Origin of the sequence: Curtobacterium sp. HSID17257, assembly GCF_003989515.1 — a bacterium.
Taxonomy (GTDB): domain Bacteria; phylum Actinomycetota; class Actinomycetes; order Actinomycetales; family Microbacteriaceae; genus Curtobacterium.
The window spans coordinates 14,354-33,439 of record NZ_RBLU01000018.1 but is presented as its reverse complement, the minus strand read 5'-3'; the positions used below and the strand labels follow the sequence as shown (position 1 = coordinate 33,439).

Below are 19,086 nucleotides of genomic sequence, written 5' to 3'. Positions count from 1 at the left end.
GGCCTCCAGTCGGGTACCAGCGCTGTCGCTCAGCTGCGGCGCCCGGTGAGCGTCCGCAGGAGCCACACGATCACCGCGATGACGAGCAGCACGATGCCGACCCACAGCAGGAACTTGAGGCTCGCGGTGAAGCCACCGACGAACAGCAGGATGACCGCGATCACGGCCAGGATGACGAGCAGGGCGTTCATGGAGTCTCCTCTTCTCAACGTCCGGGAGGAGTGCCTCCCTGCCGGAGCACGGTACCCGGGAGTGCCCGGTTGCGTTCGTGGCGAACGGGGGACGTGCACGTCGGCGGCCGCGCCTACACTCGCCGGGTGCCTCGCGATCACCACCGTCCCGTCCACTTCACCGACCAGGAGTTCGCCGCGATCCAGGGCGGTGACGACCCGGCCCTGGTCAACCGTGTGGCGCACGAGACGGCGAACGCGCTGCTCCACCGCGTCCGGCAGGACCCGGACCCGGCGGTGGTCGAGCGGCTCGTGACCTACACGGACGTGCACGGCATCGACGCGATCGCCGAGCTGTGGGCACGCGTCGGTGCGCACACGCTCCCCGGGGCGCTGTGGCGGATCTACCTCGTGCGGGTCGTCATCCGGCAGAACCCGGAGGAGATCGCGTACTTCTTCGAGCGGGGCACCGCGCAGATCGGCACGATCGACGAGGCCGTCGCGGGCGCCGAGCAGCCGACGGGTCCGGCGGAGATCCTGACCCTGGCGGACAGCATCCTGCACGGGCTGTACACGGGCGACCTCGCGGTGGCGCTCGACCGCGGCGCGGCGTTCTGCCGGCTGACCGCCGCGGGGGCGACCTCGGTCGCGGACGATGCCGACCTGACGGCAGGGGAGCGCGCGAGTGAGCTGACGCGTCGGGCGCTCCGATTGACGGAACTCGCGGCCGACCTGACCGAGGCGGCGGCGCTCTGGCGTCGCGACAGCCTGGACTGAGCGAGCGGCGGGGCGGGCCGGCAGCGCGCCTCCAGACCGACTGCCACCCGCGCCCGAGTCGCATCGCGCCCCGGTCCGGACGTCGCGCCCCTGAGCACACGGGTGCGACGTCGGCTCGGGGGCGCGTCAAGGCACCAGCCCACGACGGCGGACGACGAGCCGCGGAAGCCCCCGGACGTGCGAAGACCGGGCCGCAGAAGCGCCTCTCGGCGCGAGGCCGCTCGAAGCGGCGAATTTTGGAGCCCGGGGCTTGCTGCGGCCCGGCGACGTCGAGTCTACGAGAGTCGCCCTGTGCGCGTGACCGTGTTCACTCTCGACGGACACGGAGCGCAGCCGGGCGTGCCCTGGACACGAGCGCGACGCAGCTCTGCCCAATCCGCTCGGGCGACGGTGCCGAACAGAGGGTGTGACGCTCCTCGCGGACGTCACAGCGAGGGCCCGCTCGACCCGGTCCGGTACCCGCCGGTCAATTCCCTGCGGGCCGTGCGGCCCTCGCGCACCCGCTCCACGCCGCGAGGATCCGAACCACCCGAACCCGACCTGCGAAGTGGACGCACATGTCGGAACCGATGCCACCGAGAGGGGGGAAACCTGCAATGCTTGCGCTCGTGGAACACGACACCGAGGCCTGGAGCTCCACCGAGCCCGTACCCGTGTCGCCTGACGATCTGCTCGCTCGTGTCGCCTCCGGCGACCAGGCAGCCTTCTCCGACCTCTACGACGCCCTGTCGGGCCGTGTGCTCGGTCTGGTCACGCGACTCCTCAAGGACCGCGCCCAGTCCGAGGAGGTCACGCAGGAGGTCTTCCTCGAGGTGTGGCAGCAGGCCACCCGCTTCGATCGTTCACGCGGCACCGCCGCCAGCTGGGTCCTCACGATGGCCCACCGTCGAGCGGTCGACCGGATCCGGGCATCGCAGGCGTCGCACGACCGGGACACCAAGATCGGCATCCGCGACCTGGAGTCCGGTTTCGACCAGGTGTCCGAGTCGGTCGAGATCCGGATCGAGCACGAACGCGTCAGCCGCGCGCTCGCCAAGCTCACCGAGTTCCAGCGCCAGGCGGTGCAACTCGCGTACTACGGCGGCTACTCGCACAGCGAGATGGCCGAACGGCTCGGTGTCCCGATCGGCACCGTCAAGACCCGTCTCCGTGACGGGATGATCCGACTCCGAGACGAGATGGGGGTGACGTCATGACCGAACGCCACGACGACCCTGCCCTGCTCACCGGGTCGCACGCCCTGGACGCCCTGTCGGACGACGAGCGCGCGCTCCTCGAGCACGCCCTGACGACGTCGCCGGAGCTGCAGGCGGAGACGGATTCGCTCCGCGAGACCGCGCTGCAGCTCGCGTACGCCGTCGAGCCGATCGAGCCGTCGGCGTCGCTCAAGACGTCGCTGATGGCACAGATCGCCCGCACGCCGCAGGCTGCTCCGCTGGACGCTGCCTCGTCGGGCACCGGTCTGGAGGCTCCGCTCGCCTCCGCCCCGTCGCCCACCCCCGTCGCCGGTGCGGCTCCCGCCCCGGCGCAGGTCGCCGAGACCGAGAACGTCGTCGGGTTCGGCGCGGGTCCTGCCGTCGGCCACGACGAGGGTGCGGCCTCGGCGAAGGCCCGCCGCCGCTGGTTCCAGCGTCCCGCGGCCGCCCTGTCCGCCGCAGCCGCCGTCGCCGTGGTGTTCCTCGGTGTCGGGCTCGGTGTCGGCACGAACTTCGGTCAGACCGAGGGCACCGGCCCGGGGACCACCCAGGCCTCGGGCACGCTCGACTCCATCTACGCCGCGTCCGACTTCCAGCGCACGACCGCGAAGGTCCCCGGTGGGGGCTCGGCGACGGTGGTCTGGTCGCACGACGTCGGCAGGTCCGCGGTCATCCTCGACGGTGTCGAGCAGGCTCCCGCGGGCAAGACCTACGAGCTCTGGTACATCGGGTCCGAGGGCGGCGAGATCGTCCCCGCCGGCCTGGTCGACGGTGCCCGGAACGGCGTGCACACGGCGGTCCTCGACGGCAAGCTCACACCGGGTGCGGCGATCGGCATGACGGTCGAGCCCGAGGGCGGGTCCGACCAGCCGACCTCGACGCCGCTCATGGCCGTCCCCACGACCCAGGCGTAGCACCGACGTTCGTGGTGCGATCGGGGTCCGTCCTCGTCCGCCTCTTTCGTTGATGGAGCAGAAGACGTCGGGTCCCGTGTAGTGACCCGACGTCTTCTGCTCCATCGACGAGCCGGAACCGACGCAGCGAGGCCCGGTGCCGTCCGTGGCGGACGTGCACCGGGCCTCCAGGCCGACCGTCAGGAGACGGACCGGGCGCCGATCACCCGAAGCGACCCGAGACGTAGTCCTCGGTCGCCTGCACGGACGGGTTCGAGAAGATCGTGGCGGTGTCGTCGAACTCGATGAGCTTGCCCGGCGCACCGGTGCCCGCGATGTTGAAGAACGCGGTCTTGTCGCTGACGCGCGACGCCTGCTGCATGTTGTGCGTGACGATCACGATCGTGAAGTCCTTCTTGAGCTCCTCGATCAGGTCCTCGATCGCGAGCGTGGAGATCGGGTCGAGGGCCGAGCACGGCTCGTCCATGAGCAGGACGTCCGGCTGCACGGCGATCGCGCGGGCGATGCAGAGACGCTGCTGCTGCCCACCGGACAGGCCCATGCCCGGCTTCTCGAGGCGGTCCTTGACCTCGTTCCACAGGTTCGCGCCCTGCAGCGAGCGCTCGACGATGTCGTCGGCCTCGGACTTCGAGACGCGCTTGTTGTTGAGCTTCACGCCGGCCAGCACGTTGTCGCGGATCGACATCGTCGGGAACGGGTTCGGACGCTGGAACACCATGCCGACCTGACGGCGGACGAGCACCGGGTCGACGCCCTGGCCGTACAGGTCGTCGCCGTCGATCTTGACGGAGCCCTCGACGTACGCGCCGGGGATGACCTCGTGCATGCGGTTCAGCGTGCGGAGGAAGGTGGACTTGCCGCAGCCCGACGGGCCGATGAAGGCGGTGACGGTGCGGGGCTCGATCGTCATGTCGACGCCCTCGACGGCCTTGAACTTCGAGTAGTAGACGTTGAGGCCGTCGACCTCGATGCGCTTGGACACGTGGTTTCCTCCGGGGTGGATGGTCGTTGCCGTACGGCTGACGCGCTGCGCTGGCGGGCTGGTCGGGTGCACCGACCGGGTGCCGCTCCGCTGGCGGTCGGCGCTAGCGGGGGAGCTTGGGGGCGAAGAGGCGGGTGATGAAGCGGGCGAGCAGGTTGAGCACCATCACGATGAGGATGAGCACGAGCGCCGCGGTCCAGGCCCGGTCGACGAACGGCACCGGGTTGGCGCCCTGCTGCGAGTACTGCGTGTACGCGAAGACCGGCAGGGTCATCATCGGGTTCTTGAACAGGTCGTAGTTCATGCTCGCGGTGAAGCCGGCCGTGACCAGCAGCGGCGCGGTCTCGCCGATGACGCGGGCGATCGACAGCATGACGCCCGTCGTGATGCCGGCCAGGCTGGTCGGCAGCACCACCTTGAGGATCGTCAGGTACTTCGGCACGCCGAGCGCGTACGAGGCCTCGCGGAGCTCCATCGGGACGATCTTCAGGACCTCCTCGGTGGAGCGGACGACCACGGGGATCATCAGGACGCTCAGCGCGATCGAGCCGACGAGGCCGAAGCGGGCGCCCGGGCCGAGGAACAGCGCGAACAGCGAGTAGGCGAAGAGACCGGCGACGATCGACGGGATGCCCGTCATGACGTCCACGAAGAACGTGATGCCCTTCGCCAGCGCGCCCTTGCCGTACTCGACCAGGTAGATCGAGGTGAGCAGGCCGATCGGCACCGAGATGAGCGCGGCGAACAGCGTGATCTCGAGCGTGCCGATGAGGGCGTGCAGGGCGCCGCCGCCGTCGGAGATGACGCCGCGCATCGAGGAGTTGAAGTACTGGGCGTCGAAGCGGGCGAGACCGTCGGCCAGGACGGTCCAGAGCAGCGACACCAGCGGGAGCACCGCGATGACGAACGCCGTGATCACCAGCGAGGTGATGAGCCGGTCGACCGCCTTGCGCCCGCCCTCGACGATGCGCGACACCACGACGATGAGGACGTCGAACAGGACGGTGCCGAGGAACAGGGCGGCGACGACGTTGAAGTCCTTCACCGCACCGCCCGCGTTCAGCAGGGCGAAGACCGCGACCAGGGCGACCCAGGAGCCGACGAGGAGGAGCCACGGCACCGACTTGTGCAGCTTGCCGTTGGCGTAGACGTTGCCGGCGGTGCCGGTCTGACGGAGGGCGAGGGACATCGGGCGTGACCTCTCAGGAGACCCGCTTGCGCACGATGTAGCGCGCCAGCATGTTGATGACCAGGGTGATGACGAAGAGGATCAGGCCCGACGCGACCAGGGCGTTCAGGGCCGTGCCCGACGCCTCGGCGAACTGCAGGGCGATGTTCGCCGCGATCGTCGAGGGGTTGAGCGACGTCAGCATCTGGAAGGTGACGTTGGTCGAGACCGAGAGCACGAGGGCGATCGCCATCGTCTCGCCCAGCGCGCGACCGAGGCCGAGCATGATCGCCGAGACGATGCCGGACTTCGCGAACGGCAGGACCGACAGGCGGATCATCTCCCAGCGCGTCGCGCCGAGGGCGAGTGCGGCCTCCTCGTTGAGGGTCGGGGCCTGCAGGAAGATCTCGCGCATGACCGCGGTCATGATCGGGATCGCCATCACCGCGAGGACGATCGACGCCGTCAGGATGGTGCGGCCCGTGCCGGAGACCTGCCCCGAGAAGAGCGGGAACCAGCCGAGGTACTCGTTGAGGAAGCCGTAGAACGGCTTGAGCAGCGGCGCGAGCACCACGATGCCCCAGAGGCCGTAGACGACCGACGGCACCGCGGCCAGCAGGTCGATGACGTACCCGAGCACCGGCGCGATGCGACGCGGTGCGTAGTGCGAGATGAAGAGCGCGATGCCCAGCGAGAGCGGCACGGCGATGACGAGCGCGATGAGCGCCGAGTAGACGGTGCCGAACACGAGCGGACCGACGTAGTCCCAGAAGCTCGTGGCGTTGTTCGGCAGCTCGCCGACCTTCGCCGTGAAGGCGGGGATGCTCTGCCAGACCAGGAAGGCGGCGACGAGCACGAGCACGAAGAGGATCAGGCTGCCGGCGACCACCGAGGCGGTCGAGAACACCCGGTCGCCGACGCGGACGACGGCCTTCGGCTTGGGGGGGGAGACGGTGGCCCCTGGCTGGGCCGGTGCGGTCGTCATGGGACTCCTGTCGGAGGGGAGGCCGGGCTCCGTCGAGGAGCGGCCGGGGGAGGCGACGGGGTGGAACTGGTGGAGCTGGTGGTGCTGCTGGTGCTGCGTCCGGTCCGGCCGGTGCTGCTGGTGCTGCGTCCGGTCCGGCCGGTGCTGCGTCCGCGCTGGACGGGCGAGAACCCGGACGCCGGTCAGGATGGGTGGGACCGGCGTCCGGGCGCTCAGCGGGCCTTACTTGATGGAGGCGACGGCCTTGGCGGCCTTCTCCGACAGGTCGGAGGAGAGGGCGGCCGACTTGGCCTCCTTCGCGGCGGCCTCCTGCGCGTCCTGCGTGACGACGTAGTCGAGGTAGCCCTTCACGAGCTCACCCTTGGCGGAGTCCTTGTACTCCTGGCAGGCGATCGCGTAGGAGACGAGGACCAGCGGCCAGGCACCCTCGGCGGTGTCCTTACGGTTGATCTCGATGGCGAGATCGTTCTCCGAGCGGCCCGAGACCGTGTCGGAGTCCGCGACGACCTTGGCAGCGCCCTCGGCCGAGATCTCGGTGGCCTTGTCGCCGACCATGAGCTTCGCCTTGTCGAGGTCTCCGGCGCCGGAGTCGTCGATGTAGGTGATGGCGTTGGAGGCGCTGGCCATCGCCGAGGCGACACCCGAGGTGCCCTTGGCCGAGTCACCGACCTGGTACGGGAAGGTCTGGCTGGGGGCCTCGGTCCAGACGTCCGACGCGTTCGCCGAGACGTACTCGGAGAAGTTCTGCGTGGTGCCCGAGTCGTCCGAGCGGTGGATCACGGTGATGTTCGCGTCCGGCAGGTCGACGCCCTTGTTCAGGTCGGCGATCTCGGAGGCGTTCCACTTGGTGATCTTGCCCGAGAAGATGCCCGCGATGGTCTTCGCGTCGAGCGTCAGGTCGGAGACGCCCTCGACCTTGTAGGCGATGGCGATCGGGGAGATGTAGACCGGGATGTCGATGGCCTTGTCCGCGCACAGGCCGAACGAGCCCGAGAGCTCCTCGTCCTTGAGCGCGGCGTCGGAGCCGGCGAAGTCCGCGGCACCCGAGATGAAGTTCTTGCGGCCGGCGCCGGAGCCGTCCGGCGAGTAGTTGACCGTCACGCCGGAGGCGACGTTCTGGAAGTTCGCAGCCCAGGTGGCCTCAGCGGTCTGCTGCGCCGACGAGCCGGAGCCGGTCAGCGTGCCCGAGAGCTTCGAGTAGTCGGTGCCCGAGCTCGAGGTCGGCGCTGCGGTGTCGCCGCTGCCGCTCTCGTTCGCCGCGCAGGAGGACAGCACGACGGCGCCGGCGATCGCGATCGCTGCGATCGAACCGATTCGCTTGATGTTCACAGGGGTCCCTTCGGGAATGTCATTGCAGGCGGGACCGCTGCTGGTCCCTCGGGCCGGTGCTGACCCGGGAGCGACTGTAGGGACGCGAGGTGACGGGGATGACGCTCCTCGGTGAACGGGAGGTGAACGAGGGGTTGTCCCGGCTCGGGCGCCGGGCGCGCGGTTCCCGGAGGGTGCAGGATCGGGTCACCGTGCGCGGGGACGGACGATGCGATCGCATCGGTTCAGCGGTGCGATGCGGGGTCCGGTCTGGAGGCGCGCCACGCCGCCGCCTCGTCGCCTGCGGTCTGGTGGATGCGGACCGGACGACGCGGTGCGGCGGGCGCTGACCGGGGCGGACCGGTGCGAGCGGGCCGGAGCGCTGCGGGGGCGGGCAGGACGGGGCGTCGCGACCGCACCGTGGGTCGTGGGTCGTGGGTCGTGGGTCGTGGGTCGTGCTGGGTCGTGCTGTGCTGTGCTGTGCTGTGCTGTGCTGCGCTGCGTCCCGGTCCGACCGGGCGCCCGGGTCAGGCCGGGATCGTGTTGCGGTGGGTCTCGACGGCGACGAGCTTCTCGCCCGCGATGTGCAGCACCGCGAAGTCCCCGACCGAGAGCATCGCGGCCCGACGGAGGTCGAAGCGACGGCGGTCGTCGGCGGTGGCCGAGGCGATGCGCGCGATGATGTCCGGCAGCACGGGACCGTGGGAGCACAGCACGGCGGACTTCGCCTTCGCGATCCGCTTCTGCACGACGCCCTTGACGTCGGCGGCCCCGCGGTCGTGGGCGTCCTGGCTGATGTCCGTCGTGCTCGAGACCCCGACCTTCGTCCGCGCCGAGAGCGGCTCGACGGTCGCGAGGCACCGAGCCGCCGTGCTGCTGACGATCTTCTTCGGACCGAACGCCGCGACGGGAGCCGCGACGGCCTTGGCCTGGGACCGTCCGACCGGCAGCAGCGGACGGGTGGCATCGGGGCCGTCCCAGTCCGAACCGGGCACGGTCTTCGCGTGCCGGAGGGCGATCAGCGCGAAGGTCCGGTGCTCACCCGCAGCGACACGGTCGGCGAACCGGTCGAGGATCGCGACGTCGCGTTCGTACGTCAGCCGTGCCCGTGCCCGGTCGACGGTCACCCACTCGATCGCGGCGACCTCGTCGTTCGGTCGGAACTTCCCCGCCCGTTCGTACTCCTTCGAGCCGACGCGGGCGGACCAGTAGTGCACGACCTTGTCGCGACCGCTCGGGAGCACGTACTCCGCGGTACCGAGCGGGGCGCCGAGGTGGACGCGGTACCCGGTCTCCTCGTCGATCTCCCGCACGGCGGTCGTCGGGATGCTCTCACCGGGGTCGACCTTGCCCTTCGGCAGGGAGACGTCCTGGTGGTGGTCCCGGTGGACGAGCAGCACCAGCGGCACTCCGTCCCGTTCACGCCAGACGACCGCGCCCGCCGCGACGACGGGCCCCGTGGGGCCGCCGCTCACCGAGCCGAACGCTTCCGGGCCGAGATCTTCCGCATGAGCACATTCTGCACGTCGTCGAGCGGACGGCCGTCCGGGTCCGTGGAGTGGCGCGTCCACTCGCCGTCGGACTCGAGGTGCCACGAGCTCGTCGACTCCGCCATCGCGAGTTCGAACATCTCCTCGACCTCGGTCACGTGGGCCGGGTCGGTGAGCCGGACCAGCGCCTCGACGCGGCGGTCGAGGTTGCGGTGCATCATGTCGGCCGAACCGATGAACACCACCGGGTCGCCGTCGTTGTGGAACGTGAAGGCGCGCGAGTGCTCGAGGTACCGGCCGACGACGCTGCGCACGCGAATCGTCTCGCTGACGCCCTCGATGCCCGGCTTCAGCGAGCAGATGCCGCGCACCCAGACGTCGATCGGCACACCGGCCTGGCTCGCCAGGTAGAGCGCGTCGATGATCTGCTCGTCGACCATCGAGTTGACCTTGATCCGGATGCCGGACGGCTTTCCGGCGCGGGCGTTGGCGGCCTCGGCCTGGATCCGCTTCACGAGCCCCTTGCGCAGGTGCAGCGGCGCGACGAGCAGCCGCTTGAACTTCTTCTCGATCGCGTAGCCGGACAGCTCGTTGAACAGACGGGTGAGGTCCTTGCCCACGGTGTCGTCCGCGGTGAACAGCCCCATGTCCTCGTAGATGCGCGAGGTCTTCGGGTTGTAGTTGCCCGTGCCGATGTGGCTGTAGTGCTTGAGCGTGCCGCCCTCCTGCCGGATGACGAGCACGAGCTTCGAGTGCGTCTTCAGTCCGACCAGGCCGTAGACGACGTGCACCCCGGCCTTCTCGAGCTTGCGCGCCCAGGTGATGTTGTTCTGCTCGTCGAAGCGCGCCTTGATCTCGACGAGAGCCAGGACCTGCTTGCCCGCGGCGGCGGCGTCGATCAGCGCCTCGACGATCGGGCTGTCGCCGGACGTGCGGTAGAGCGTCTGCTTGATCGCCAGGACGTTCGGGTCGGCAGCGGCCTGCTCGAGGAACGCCTGCACGCTCGTCGCGAAGGACTCGTACGGGTGGTGCACGAGGACGTCGCGCGAGCCGATGGCGCGGAACAGGTCGGGCTTCGTGTTCGGCTCGCCCGGCTGGAACTGCACCGGGGTCGTCGGGACGTGGCGCGGGTAGTGGAGGTCCGGGCGGGCGATCTTCGCGATCTCGAACAGGCCGCCGAGGTCGAGCGGCGACGGCAGGCGGTAGACCTCCTGCTCGGTGACGTCGAGCTCGCGCACGAGCAGGTCGAGCGTCACCGGGTCCATGTCCTCGGTGATCTCGAGACGGATCGGCGGACCGAAGCGGCGACGGAGCAGCTCGCGCTCGAGCGCCTGGATGAGGTTCTCGGCCTCGTCCTCCTCGATCTCGACGTCCTCGTTGCGGGTGACGCGGAAGACGTGGTGCTCGAGGACCTCCATCCCGGGGAACAGGTCGTCGAGGTGGTTCGCGATGAGGTCCTCGAGCGGGATGAAGCGCATCCGCCCGGAGCCGTCGTCGGGCAGCGCGATGAAGCGCGAGAAGTTCTGCGGCACCTTGAGGCGCGCGAACTCCTGCCGCTGCGACTTCGGGTTCCGGACCCGGACCGCCAGGTTCAGCGACAGGCCGGAGATGTAGGGGAACGGGTGCGCCGGGTCGACCGCGAGCGGCATGAGCACCGGGAAGATCTGCTCGTTGAAGTACTCCCGCATGCGCAGGCGGTCGGCCTCGTCGAGGTCGGACCAGTGCTCGATGTGGATCCCGGCGGCGTCGAGGTCCGGCTTCAGCGACTCGATGAAGGCAGCCGCGTGCCGGTCCTGCAGCTCGTGCGCCTTCCGCGCGATGTCCCGCAGGACGTCGCTCGGCGCGCGGCCGACGTTGGTCGGGACCGCGATGCCGGTGTCGATGCGACGCTTGAGCCCCGCGACGCGCACCATGAAGAACTCGTCGAGGTTGGACGCGAAGATCGCCAGGAAGTTGGCACGCTCGAGCAGTGGCTGCGTGCGGTCCTCGCCCAGTTCGAGCACGCGCTGGTTGAAGCGCAGCCAGCTCAGCTCGCGGTCGAAGTAGCGGTCCGACGGCAGCGACTCGTGCTCGATCTCGACGACCTCGTCGAAGTCGTCGAGGTCGGGAGCGACGGATTCGCCGTCGAGCTGCGGTTCGGTGTCCATGTCGACATCCTGCCACCAGCCCCCTCTGCTCGGAGGAGCACGGGTGACCGCTGGGGAGAGCGCGCGTGAACGACCAGCCTGTGCAGGAGTGTCACCGACGAGCGCGAACGTGCCCCTCGGACTGGGGAGGAAACGTCACGATATACGGACGGTGACATTGTCGGGCTCCGCGGGTATGGTGGGCGGCGTTCAGGCCTCCGGGGGGATTCCACTGCGCGGGGGTGCAGGTACGAAGAGAATGAGGTTGACCATGTCGCGTGTCCTTTCCACCGAGCAGGCGAAGACCGCCATCCGCCAGATCCAGTCCATCGTGAACGGCGGGTTCACGGACCAGATCTCGCAGCTCGACGCCCAGGGGCGCATCCTGTCCGACTCGAACGTGTGGGACGGCCCGCTCGCCTCGACCTTCCGTGGGTCGACCTGGCCCGAGACCAAGGCGGCCCTCGACAAGGCGAAGACCGAGCTCGAGCAGCTCCGCACGCAGCTCGACAAGATCTCGCAGGACATCTTCACCGCGGGTGGCGGCGCGTAAGCACCCACCCCACACCCGGTCCACCGTCTCGTCTCGGTGGGCCGGGTGTTCGCGGTCGGGGGGCCGACCGCACCACAGCACGACGCGTGCAACTCGCGCGACCAGCACGATCAGCACCACCAGTACGTCCAGCACCAGCTCCGGGGGGAACGACCATGGCCCAGATCCACGCCAACATGGATCCGATCGAGTTCGACGACGCGACGGCCGATGCGTTGCAGAGCGCGATGAAGTCCGCGGCGGGGGCGATCGACGGCCAGCGCGGTTCCCGTCGCTCGTACGTCTCGACCGCGTCGCAGGAGTTCCGCGGCCGCTTCGCCCAGCTGTTCTCGTCGAACGCCGATGTGGCCGACTCGGACGCCGACCGGATCGCGACGGCGCTGGAGAAGGTCGCCGGCTGGGTCGGCCAGATGAAGGAAGCCGCGGCGAAGGAGCGGGACAACCGCAGGCGCGCTCGCGAGTGGCAGGAGCGCGAGGACGAGCGGAACGGCTTGCAGGACTTCTGGAACGACACCTTCCACTACGACCCGATGCCGGACATCAAGAACGACGCGCCGCCGACCTTCGAGGAACCGGACGTGCGCGCGCGGCCCCGTGAGACGCCGAACCCGGGTTCCGGTGGGGGCGGAGGCGGCGGGACGTCGTCGGCGCGTCCGAGCGACCTCCGCTCCTTCGCGACCGGTTCGGTGTCGCTGGACAGCGCCCTCGAAGGACGACCAGCCGCGTTGCGGGGGAAGCTCACCGACTTCGCCGCCAAGTGCTCGTGGGGCCACATCGACGCTGACAGCGTCGTCACCGCCTTCGAGCAGTGGCTCGACGCGAACGCCCAGGACGCGAAGTGGGCCACCACCATCGCGGATGCCTTCACCGCGGCCGGCGGCGAGGGCAACGTATCGACGGTCGCGGACTCCGCGCTCGCCGCGGCCCTCGCAGCCGCCGGTGTCTCCGAGACCCGCCAGGACCTGCAGTTCGAGCCGCCGTCGGCGTACGGCGCCCAGCCCACGACGGGCTTCTCGATGGACCCGGTCAACACCACGACCGGCAACTTCCTCGAACCGGAGCTCGACCTCGGGTTCACCGGTGCCTCGGCCTCGCTCGAGGTCACCCGCATGTACAACTCCCTCGACGAGCACGTCGGGCTCTTCGGCCCGGGTTGGTCGTCGATCCTCGAGACGCGTCTGCTCCTCGACGACGAGGGGGCGACCTTCGTCGGCGCCGATGGCCGACAGATCCGCTTCCCGCGCTCCGGCGAGGGCTGGGACCGCGGTGTCGGCGAGAACCGCTGGCTCGCCGCCGAGGGCGACCTGCTCGTCGTGCGCGACAACGCCGGGGTCCGGATCGACTTCACCCCGTCCGGTCTCTGGACCGGACAGCGCGGCGGGGTCGGGACGGCGGTCCGGGTTGTCCGCGACACCGAGGACCTGGTCGTCCGGCTCGAGCACGAACGCGGCCGCTGGGTCGAGATCGAGCACGTCGACGGACGCGTCGCGGTCCTCCGGGCTTCCGACGGTCGGCGGGTCGAGTACGGGTACGACGACCGCGGGCGACTCGTCAGCGTGACCGACCCCGTCGGTACCCGCCGCTACGGGTGGAACGACGACGACCTCGTCGTCACCGTGACATCGGCTGCCGGGGTCGTCGAGGTCGACAACACCTACGACGACCAGCGCCGTGTGGTCGAACAGGTCAGCCCGCACGGCCGAGCGGTGCGCTTCGCCTACCTGCCCGGTCGCGTCACGGTCGTGTCCGACCACGACGGCTCGCGCGCGAACTCCTACATCGCCGATGCCAAGGGTCGGCTCGTCGGGGTCATCGACTCCGACGACCGGCGACAGTCGATGAGCTACGACCGACACGGCAACCTGGTGTCGGCCACCGAGCGGGACGGCTCCGTCACCGTGCACGCCTACGACGACCGCGGTCGGAAGACCCGGACGGTGACCCCCTCCGGCGGTGACATCACCTACGGCTACGACGACCAGGACCGGGTGACCACCGTCGTCACCGAGGTCGGGGCGGTCGTGTCCTACGAGTACCGCGGCGACGACCGCGACCCGTCCGTCATCGTCGATCCGGTCGGTGGCCGCACCGAGCTCACGTGGACGCACGGCGTCCTCACGCACGTGGTCGACCCGACCGGAGTCGTCCTCGACCTCGAGCACGACGACTTCGGCGAGCTCGTGGCGACCACGAACGCGGTCGGGGACACCGCCCGGATCGAGCGTGACGCTGCCGGTCGTCCGGTCGCCGCGGTCAGCCCGTCCGGCGCACGGACCGAGTACCGCTGGGACGCGGCGGGGCTCCTCGTCGAGCGCCGGGACGCCGACGGTGCCGTCTGGCGGTACGAGCACACGGCCGGTGGGCGCGTCGCATCGATCACCGATCCACTCGGTGCCCGCACCACCTTCGAGTACGCGGCGAGCGGCGAGCTGGCGACCACCGTCGACCCCCTGGGTCGGCGGGTCACGCGGACGTTCGACGACCAGGGGAACGTCGCCGCGCTCGCCCTGCCGGGTGACGCGGTCTGGACGTTCGCGCACGACGGGTTGTCGCGCCTCCAGGCCGTCACCGACCCGACGGGCGCGACCTGGCGACACGAGTACGACGCCAACGGCGGCCTCGCCGCCACCGTCGACCCGACCGGCGTGCGGCAGGAGGTCGCGCGGGACGTCGCGACCGGCGTCGCGACCCTGCGCGATGCGTTCTCCGCCACCACGTTCCGTTTCGACGAGTTCGGGCGACCCGTCGAGCAGACGAGTGACGAGACCGGATCCGAGCTGGTGACGTACGACGCAGCCGGACGGCCCGTCGAGCTCGTCGACGGCGAAGGCGGCCTGACGCGCATCGAGCGCGACCTTGGTGGGCGGGTGACCGCGATCGTCAGCCCGTCCGGCGCCCGCTCGACCTACGAGTACGACGCGTGCGGGCGGCCGTCCGCGGCCGCCGACGCCACGGGAGCGCGGACGACGCTCACCTACGACGTGGATTCCCGCGTCGTCGCCCGGACACTGCCCACCGGCGAGGTCGAGGAGACCACCTACGACGCCGTCGGCCGCGTGGTCGCGCAGACGACGGCGGGATCCGGCACGAGCCGGTACCGCTACGACCGGGCCGGGAGGCTCGTCTCCAGTCACGACGCACGCTTCGGTCACCGACGGTTCCGCTACGACGCTGCAGGGCAGCTGGTCGAGGCCGTCGACGGGCTCGGGGGCACCACCCGCTTCGCCTACGACGAGCGGGGCCGGCTCACCGAGGTCACGGACCCCGCCGGCGGGGTCACGCGGCGCCGGTACGACGGGGCGGACCGCGTGGTCGCGGCCGTCGACCCGCTCGGTCGCGAGACGACGGCGCGGTACGACGCAGCCGGTCGCCAGGTGGAGCAGACCGACCCCGAGGGCCGGACCACCAGCTGGACCTTCGACGCCACCGGCCGCGCGACCGAGGTCCTGGTCGACGGTCGGCTGGTGAGCGAGACCCGACGCGACGCCGTCGACCGCACCATCGTCGTCACCGACCACACCCGTGGTGCGGGCCGGACGGTCGACCACGAGCTCGAGTACGACCGCCGCGGGCTCCTCGTCCGACGGAGCCGGGGTGGACGTTCCGTGCGGTGGGAGTACGACGCCGACGGCAACCGGACTGCGCGAACCGATGCCACGGGTACACGGACCGAGTGGCGCCGTGATGCAGTGGGCCGCGCCGTCGCCGTCGAGCGACAGGGGCTCGCCGCGGCGACCTTCGCCTACGACGCAGCCGGGCGGATCGTCCAGGCGTCCACCGGCGACGTCGTCCAGTCGTGGTCGTACGAGCGGGGTGCGCTGGTCGCCCACACGACGACGACGCCCGATGGCGCGATGGTCACGCGCATCGAACGCGACGACCAGGGCCGGATCGTCGCGCTCGACGGTCCGGGCGGTCGTGTCGAGTACGCGTACGACGACGCCGGGCAGCTCGTCCGTGCCGGGAGCTCCGCGTGGGAGTACGGCGACGGTGGGCGGCTGCTGCGCGAGGTCGTCGACGGTGCTGCGACGACGTTCGAGTACGACGCTGCCGGGCAGCTCACGGCCTCCGTCCGAGGCGAGGAGCGGACGGAGTACCTGTACGACGGGCTCGGTCGACGGATCCGTCGTACCCAGCCCGACGGGTCGACCGAGGAGTACGCCTGGTCCGACCTCGGGTCGCTGACCGCCGTCGTGTCGCGGGACCGTTCGTACGGTGAGACCGGTCGGGCCGAGGTGTGGACCGACGTGCTCGGAGAGCTCGCGGAGGTCGGCGGCGCCGAGGTGTGGTGGGACTCCGCCGCGCCGCTGCCCGCGATGGTGTCGATCGGCGGGGAGAGCGTGCTCGACCTGCCGGGCGGCGCGGTCGCCGTGGGTGATGCCTGGTCGATCGCAGGCTGGCGGAGCGCTCGTTCCACGGACCCTTCGGACCCGTGGGCGGTGCTCGCATCGGTCCAGGGAGCGGCGCTACCCACCGGCGTCTCGCTCACCGCTGACGGCGGGCTGTCGATCGCGGGGCTGGAGTGGCTCGGGGCGCGCGTGTACGACCCGGCGGCGCGGGGCTTCCTGTCGACGGACCCGTTGGCGCCCGTGCTCGGTGCGGCGTGGTCGGCGAACCCGTACTCGTACGCCGGGAACGATCCGATGCACGCGATCGACCCCCTGGGGCTCCGACCGGCGACGGATGAGGACCTGGCGGCGTACCGGGATGCGAACCAGGGCGTCATCGGCGCAGTCCGGAACTGGGCTGACGAGAACTCCGAGCTGATCTCGAACATCGCCATCGGTGTCGGCGTCGTCCTGGCGGTCGGGGCTATGTTCACCCCTCTGGGACCCGTTGTTGCGCTCGCTGTCGCAGCAGGTTCTGGAGCAGCGTTGGCCGGAGGTTTCTCCATCAAGAAGAATCGAGGCCCAGACGGGCGCGTCGACTGGGGCAAGGTTGGTCAGGACACACTCGTCGGCGCAGCGGCCGGTGCCGCCGGTGGCGGCGCGGCGATAGGTCTCGCGAAGGCCGCGCCGGCCGCTTCGCTCGCGCTCGGGTCAGGCGCCAGGGGTGTGGCGTCTCAGGCGTTCTCGTCCGCAGGCCGTGGCGCAATTGCGTCTGGAACGTCAGGCGCTGTCAACAACGTCGGGGACTACTACTTCAACGACGAGATCAAGGACAAGAACCCGCTCGGGTACGCAACGGCAGCCGCGACAGGATTCGGCACCGGAGCAGCCTCCAGCATCGCTACAGGGCGTCTCTCAGGATCACTCGTCAACAGCTTCGGGATCACGTCCACGGTCGGAAGAGAGATAGCAGGCAACGCCGTCTCGAGCGGCGTCGGCGTCGTGTCGTCCGAGGTGAACGAAGCGATCCGGCCTGGCGGAGACCCCTCGCTCGGAAACATCATCCAGACCTTCACGACCGGCGCGGCGCAGGGTGGTGACGGCCCGACTGTCGGGGTCCATCGGAGATGGTGAGAGGCGGGAGGTACGGTGTTCGCATGACCGGGAAGTCGTCCACTGCGGCGAGGAAGAAGCGTCCCGTCGTCGGGATCGCCATAGTATTGCTGCTGTTCGTTGTTCCAGGGCTGCTCTTCTTTGTGATACCCGTCGGGATCACGGCGTACGACGACTCGCATCGGATGTCGATCACGTGCACCGTCCGTAGCGCCGTCACTGGAACGGAATCGAGCGGCTCATTCAAGGGGGGCGGTGCGTCGGGGCCCCAGGTCGTTGTCGTGACCGAGCAGTGTGGCAAGATCCTGCTCCAAGACGGCATCAATTCCTCGAACGCGGATGCCGTCGCGAAGAGAGTATCGACTGCGGACCGTGTCCGTTTCACTGTTGGCGACGCGGCATACCGACTTCGCGCTCAACTTGCAATTTTCGGCGTGTCACCCACTGGCTACAGCTTCGAGGTCGTGAGTGCCAGTTGATCCACACGGGAAGCCCAGCGGTCCGTGATGAAGAAAGCTGCGCCGACCGGGCCTGACGGGGGCGACTGCGAGCCGATAAGAGTGCTGAGCGAATGAGTCCATCAGCAGCGCGATGCATCGTCGGATCTGCGGATCAACCATCCGGGTCAACGAGGCTGGCTCCCCGCGTGCAAGGGAATCGCGCCACCACGTCTGCGTGCGTTTTCCTGTCGGGAGCCGGAGAGGTGAGACAGGCTCGAGTCCCGCAGTGCTCCACGTGGTGAGGAGCACTTCATGTCCAACTCCTCGGTGTGCTGCTGTAGAGATGTTGGACCCTGACGGCGACCGTGGAGGCGAACTCCTTCAAGACGGTATCAACGGCATGATCGACGGCTCGATCGGTTCTACGAAGCCTAAACACTGACGCGGTTCGGCCAGGCGCGCAAGCGTCATCGATGCAAGGAGTCAGAGTCGATGCGGAAAGAGCGCTCGATGCGGTCGAGAAGAATCATTTTCTCCTCATGGCTGATCGGGATGGTGTTGATATTCACCGCGATTTTTGTCGCGCCGGTGACGCTGAAGGCATATGACGCCGCTCACCCGCTCGTGGTGGAATGCCGCATCATCGCGGCGACTGCGGGTGACGGATCATCGAGATCTGTGCGCGGTATTGGTGCATCGTTCAATCAGGTGCGCCTTGATTCTTCAGACTGCGGCGTCCTGTTCATACGCAGAGGGGTGTCGGCAAACAATGCTTCACAAATTGCAGCGGAGTTTCAGGATGGTCGCCGTTACGAGTTGCAGTTCGGTGCCGCTTCGTACCGTTTCCGCGATTCGCTTCGAACCTTGCACCAGGCGGTCGAGGTTCAGCGCTTAGATTAGCGAGAGCTTCTGAGTGCCCGCGTGCAGGCTTGTTTCAAGCGCCGGGAGTCAGCTGAGAGATGGCAGTGTACGAGATTACTTGCGGTGGTGCTCTTCTTCGGGCGGCAAATGAGCTGCTGACATGAGGGTCGAGCAGAGAACGCCGGGCGCTCGGAGTGCGTAGCGGCAGGCGCCGGGTCCTGAGTGCATGAGTGAGGTGCAAGGATGAACGATGCTCGCCGGGGAGTGGTCCAGAGGCGGGTCAAGGTGTTCGCCGTGCTTGCGCTTATCGTGTTTGGGCCTCTCGCCCTCCTGATCGGAGGGCCGTTGGCTCTTGTTGCTTATGACAAGTCGCACCTCATCTCCATTGATTGCACGGTCACGAGTGCAGAGTCAGCTGTTGGCTCTACGCGTTCGTCGAAGGGAATCGGCAGTTCCATGAACCAGGTCTTCATCAAGACGAACTGCGGAGAGTTTGTTCTCGGCGCCGGCGTGACTACTGTCAACCGCGCTGAGATAGCAAACGAGCTTGATCGCGGAGGCCGTTACGAATTTGATATCGGCGGAGGGTCCTGGAGGTTGCGGAGCTTCCTCGAAGCCGTCAGCATCGCTCGCGTGGTGTACGGCTACGAGCCTGTCGGGGGCAGCTGAGCGCCT

Annotated in this window: 15 protein-coding genes; 8 read left to right on the top strand and 7 right to left on the bottom strand. The window is 69.2% G+C overall.

The features are described 5' to 3' along the window. Window positions 1–29: 29 nt before the first annotated feature. The gene (locus tag D8M35_RS16555; protein ID WP_148113331.1) at window positions 30–191 is read right to left on the bottom strand and encodes a DUF2207 domain-containing protein; all 162 of its coding nucleotides are present in this window, start codon (window positions 189–191) and stop codon (window positions 30–32) included. A gap of 126 nt (window positions 192–317) precedes the next feature. Between D8M35_RS16555 and D8M35_RS05140 the strand changes: the two genes are divergently transcribed. From D8M35_RS05140 to D8M35_RS05130, 3 genes are all read left to right on the top strand, one after another. Beyond that, window positions 318–947: a DNA-directed RNA polymerase subunit beta gene (locus D8M35_RS05140; RefSeq protein ID WP_126890885.1), complete on the top strand. Its 630-nt coding sequence runs from the start codon at window positions 318–320 to the stop codon at window positions 945–947. A 596-nt stretch (window positions 948–1,543) separates the two neighbouring features. After that, window positions 1,544–2,143: a sigma-70 family RNA polymerase sigma factor gene (locus tag D8M35_RS05135; RefSeq protein ID WP_126890884.1), complete on the top strand. Its 600-nt coding sequence runs from the start codon at window positions 1,544–1,546 to the stop codon at window positions 2,141–2,143. Beyond that, window positions 2,140–3,057, top strand: a complete 918-nt coding sequence (locus D8M35_RS05130; protein WP_126890883.1) for an anti-sigma factor — start codon at window positions 2,140–2,142, stop codon at window positions 3,055–3,057. Before D8M35_RS05135 ends, D8M35_RS05130 begins: the two co-directional genes overlap by 4 nt. 202 nt (window positions 3,058–3,259) lie before the next feature. On the opposite strand, the gene pstB is transcribed toward D8M35_RS05130, so the two are convergent. The 6 genes from pstB to D8M35_RS05100 form a co-directional block, all read right to left on the bottom strand. After that, on the bottom strand, window positions 3,260–4,039 hold the full coding sequence (gene pstB / locus D8M35_RS05125) for a phosphate ABC transporter ATP-binding protein PstB (RefSeq protein WP_111228243.1): 780 nt from the start codon (window positions 4,037–4,039) through the stop codon (window positions 3,260–3,262). 103 nt (window positions 4,040–4,142) lie between these two features. Next, the gene (gene pstA / locus D8M35_RS05120) at window positions 4,143–5,228 is read right to left on the bottom strand and encodes a phosphate ABC transporter permease PstA (protein ID WP_126890882.1); all 1,086 of its coding nucleotides are present in this window, start codon (window positions 5,226–5,228) and stop codon (window positions 4,143–4,145) included. Window positions 5,229–5,241: 13 nt separating this feature from the next. Then, window positions 5,242–6,192: a phosphate ABC transporter permease subunit PstC gene (gene pstC / locus D8M35_RS05115; protein ID WP_126890881.1), complete on the bottom strand. Its 951-nt coding sequence runs from the start codon at window positions 6,190–6,192 to the stop codon at window positions 5,242–5,244. A 222-nt stretch (window positions 6,193–6,414) separates the two neighbouring features. Beyond that, window positions 6,415–7,521: a phosphate ABC transporter substrate-binding protein PstS gene (locus tag D8M35_RS05110; protein WP_126890880.1), complete on the bottom strand. Its 1,107-nt coding sequence runs from the start codon at window positions 7,519–7,521 to the stop codon at window positions 6,415–6,417. Window positions 7,522–8,027: 506 nt separating this feature from the next. Then, the gene (locus D8M35_RS05105) at window positions 8,028–8,975 is read right to left on the bottom strand and encodes an NUDIX domain-containing protein (protein ID WP_126890879.1); all 948 of its coding nucleotides are present in this window, start codon (window positions 8,973–8,975) and stop codon (window positions 8,028–8,030) included. Then, on the bottom strand, window positions 8,972–11,137 hold the full coding sequence (locus D8M35_RS05100; protein WP_126890878.1) for an RNA degradosome polyphosphate kinase: 2,166 nt from the start codon (window positions 11,135–11,137) through the stop codon (window positions 8,972–8,974). The genes D8M35_RS05105 and D8M35_RS05100 overlap by 4 nt, the downstream gene beginning before the upstream one ends. A gap of 250 nt (window positions 11,138–11,387) precedes the next feature. Here D8M35_RS05100 and D8M35_RS05095 point away from each other — a divergent pair, with 250 nt between their 5' ends. The 5 genes from D8M35_RS05095 (at window position 11,388) to D8M35_RS05075 (ending at window position 19,080) form a co-directional block, all read left to right on the top strand. Beyond that, complete coding sequence (locus D8M35_RS05095; protein WP_058729289.1) at window positions 11,388–11,669, top strand: hypothetical protein; 282 nt, start codon at window positions 11,388–11,390, stop codon at window positions 11,667–11,669. 155 nt (window positions 11,670–11,824) lie between these two features. Beyond that, a complete protein-coding gene (locus D8M35_RS05090; protein ID WP_126890877.1) occupies window positions 11,825–17,131 on the top strand; it encodes a DUF6531 domain-containing protein in 5,307 nt (1,768 codons plus the stop codon). 23 nt (window positions 17,132–17,154) lie between these two features. Beyond that, complete coding sequence (locus tag D8M35_RS05085) at window positions 17,155–17,589, top strand: hypothetical protein (protein ID WP_126890876.1); 435 nt, start codon at window positions 17,155–17,157, stop codon at window positions 17,587–17,589. Window positions 17,590–18,042: 453 nt separating this feature from the next. Continuing rightward, the gene (locus D8M35_RS05080) at window positions 18,043–18,450 is read left to right on the top strand and encodes a hypothetical protein (protein WP_126890875.1); all 408 of its coding nucleotides are present in this window, start codon (window positions 18,043–18,045) and stop codon (window positions 18,448–18,450) included. Window positions 18,451–18,654: 204 nt separating this feature from the next. Continuing rightward, window positions 18,655–19,080: a hypothetical protein gene (locus D8M35_RS05075; protein ID WP_126890874.1), complete on the top strand. Its 426-nt coding sequence runs from the start codon at window positions 18,655–18,657 to the stop codon at window positions 19,078–19,080. Window positions 19,081–19,086: the final 6 nt, after the last annotated feature.

Coding starts and splice junctions, on each gene's coding strand:
- D8M35_RS16555 (WP_148113331.1), bottom strand. CDS start 191: ATGAACGCCCTGCTCGTCATCCTGGCCGTGATCGCGGTCATCCTGCTG.
- D8M35_RS05135 (WP_126890884.1), top strand. CDS start 1,544: ATGCTTGCGCTCGTGGAACACGACACCGAGGCCTGGAGCTCCACCGAG.
- D8M35_RS05130 (WP_126890883.1), top strand. CDS start 2,140: ATGACCGAACGCCACGACGACCCTGCCCTGCTCACCGGGTCGCACGCC.
- pstA (WP_126890882.1), bottom strand. CDS start 5,228: ATGTCCCTCGCCCTCCGTCAGACCGGCACCGCCGGCAACGTCTACGCC.
- pstC (WP_126890881.1), bottom strand. CDS start 6,192: ATGACGACCGCACCGGCCCAGCCAGGGGCCACCGTCTCCCCCCCCAAG.
- D8M35_RS05100 (WP_126890878.1), bottom strand. CDS start 11,137: ATGGACACCGAACCGCAGCTCGACGGCGAATCCGTCGCTCCCGACCTC.
- D8M35_RS05095 (WP_058729289.1), top strand. CDS start 11,388: ATGTCGCGTGTCCTTTCCACCGAGCAGGCGAAGACCGCCATCCGCCAG.
- D8M35_RS05090 (WP_126890877.1), top strand. CDS start 11,825: ATGGCCCAGATCCACGCCAACATGGATCCGATCGAGTTCGACGACGCG.
- D8M35_RS05085 (WP_126890876.1), top strand. CDS start 17,155: ATGACCGGGAAGTCGTCCACTGCGGCGAGGAAGAAGCGTCCCGTCGTC.
- D8M35_RS05080 (WP_126890875.1), top strand. CDS start 18,043: ATGCGGAAAGAGCGCTCGATGCGGTCGAGAAGAATCATTTTCTCCTCA.
- D8M35_RS05075 (WP_126890874.1), top strand. CDS start 18,655: ATGAACGATGCTCGCCGGGGAGTGGTCCAGAGGCGGGTCAAGGTGTTC.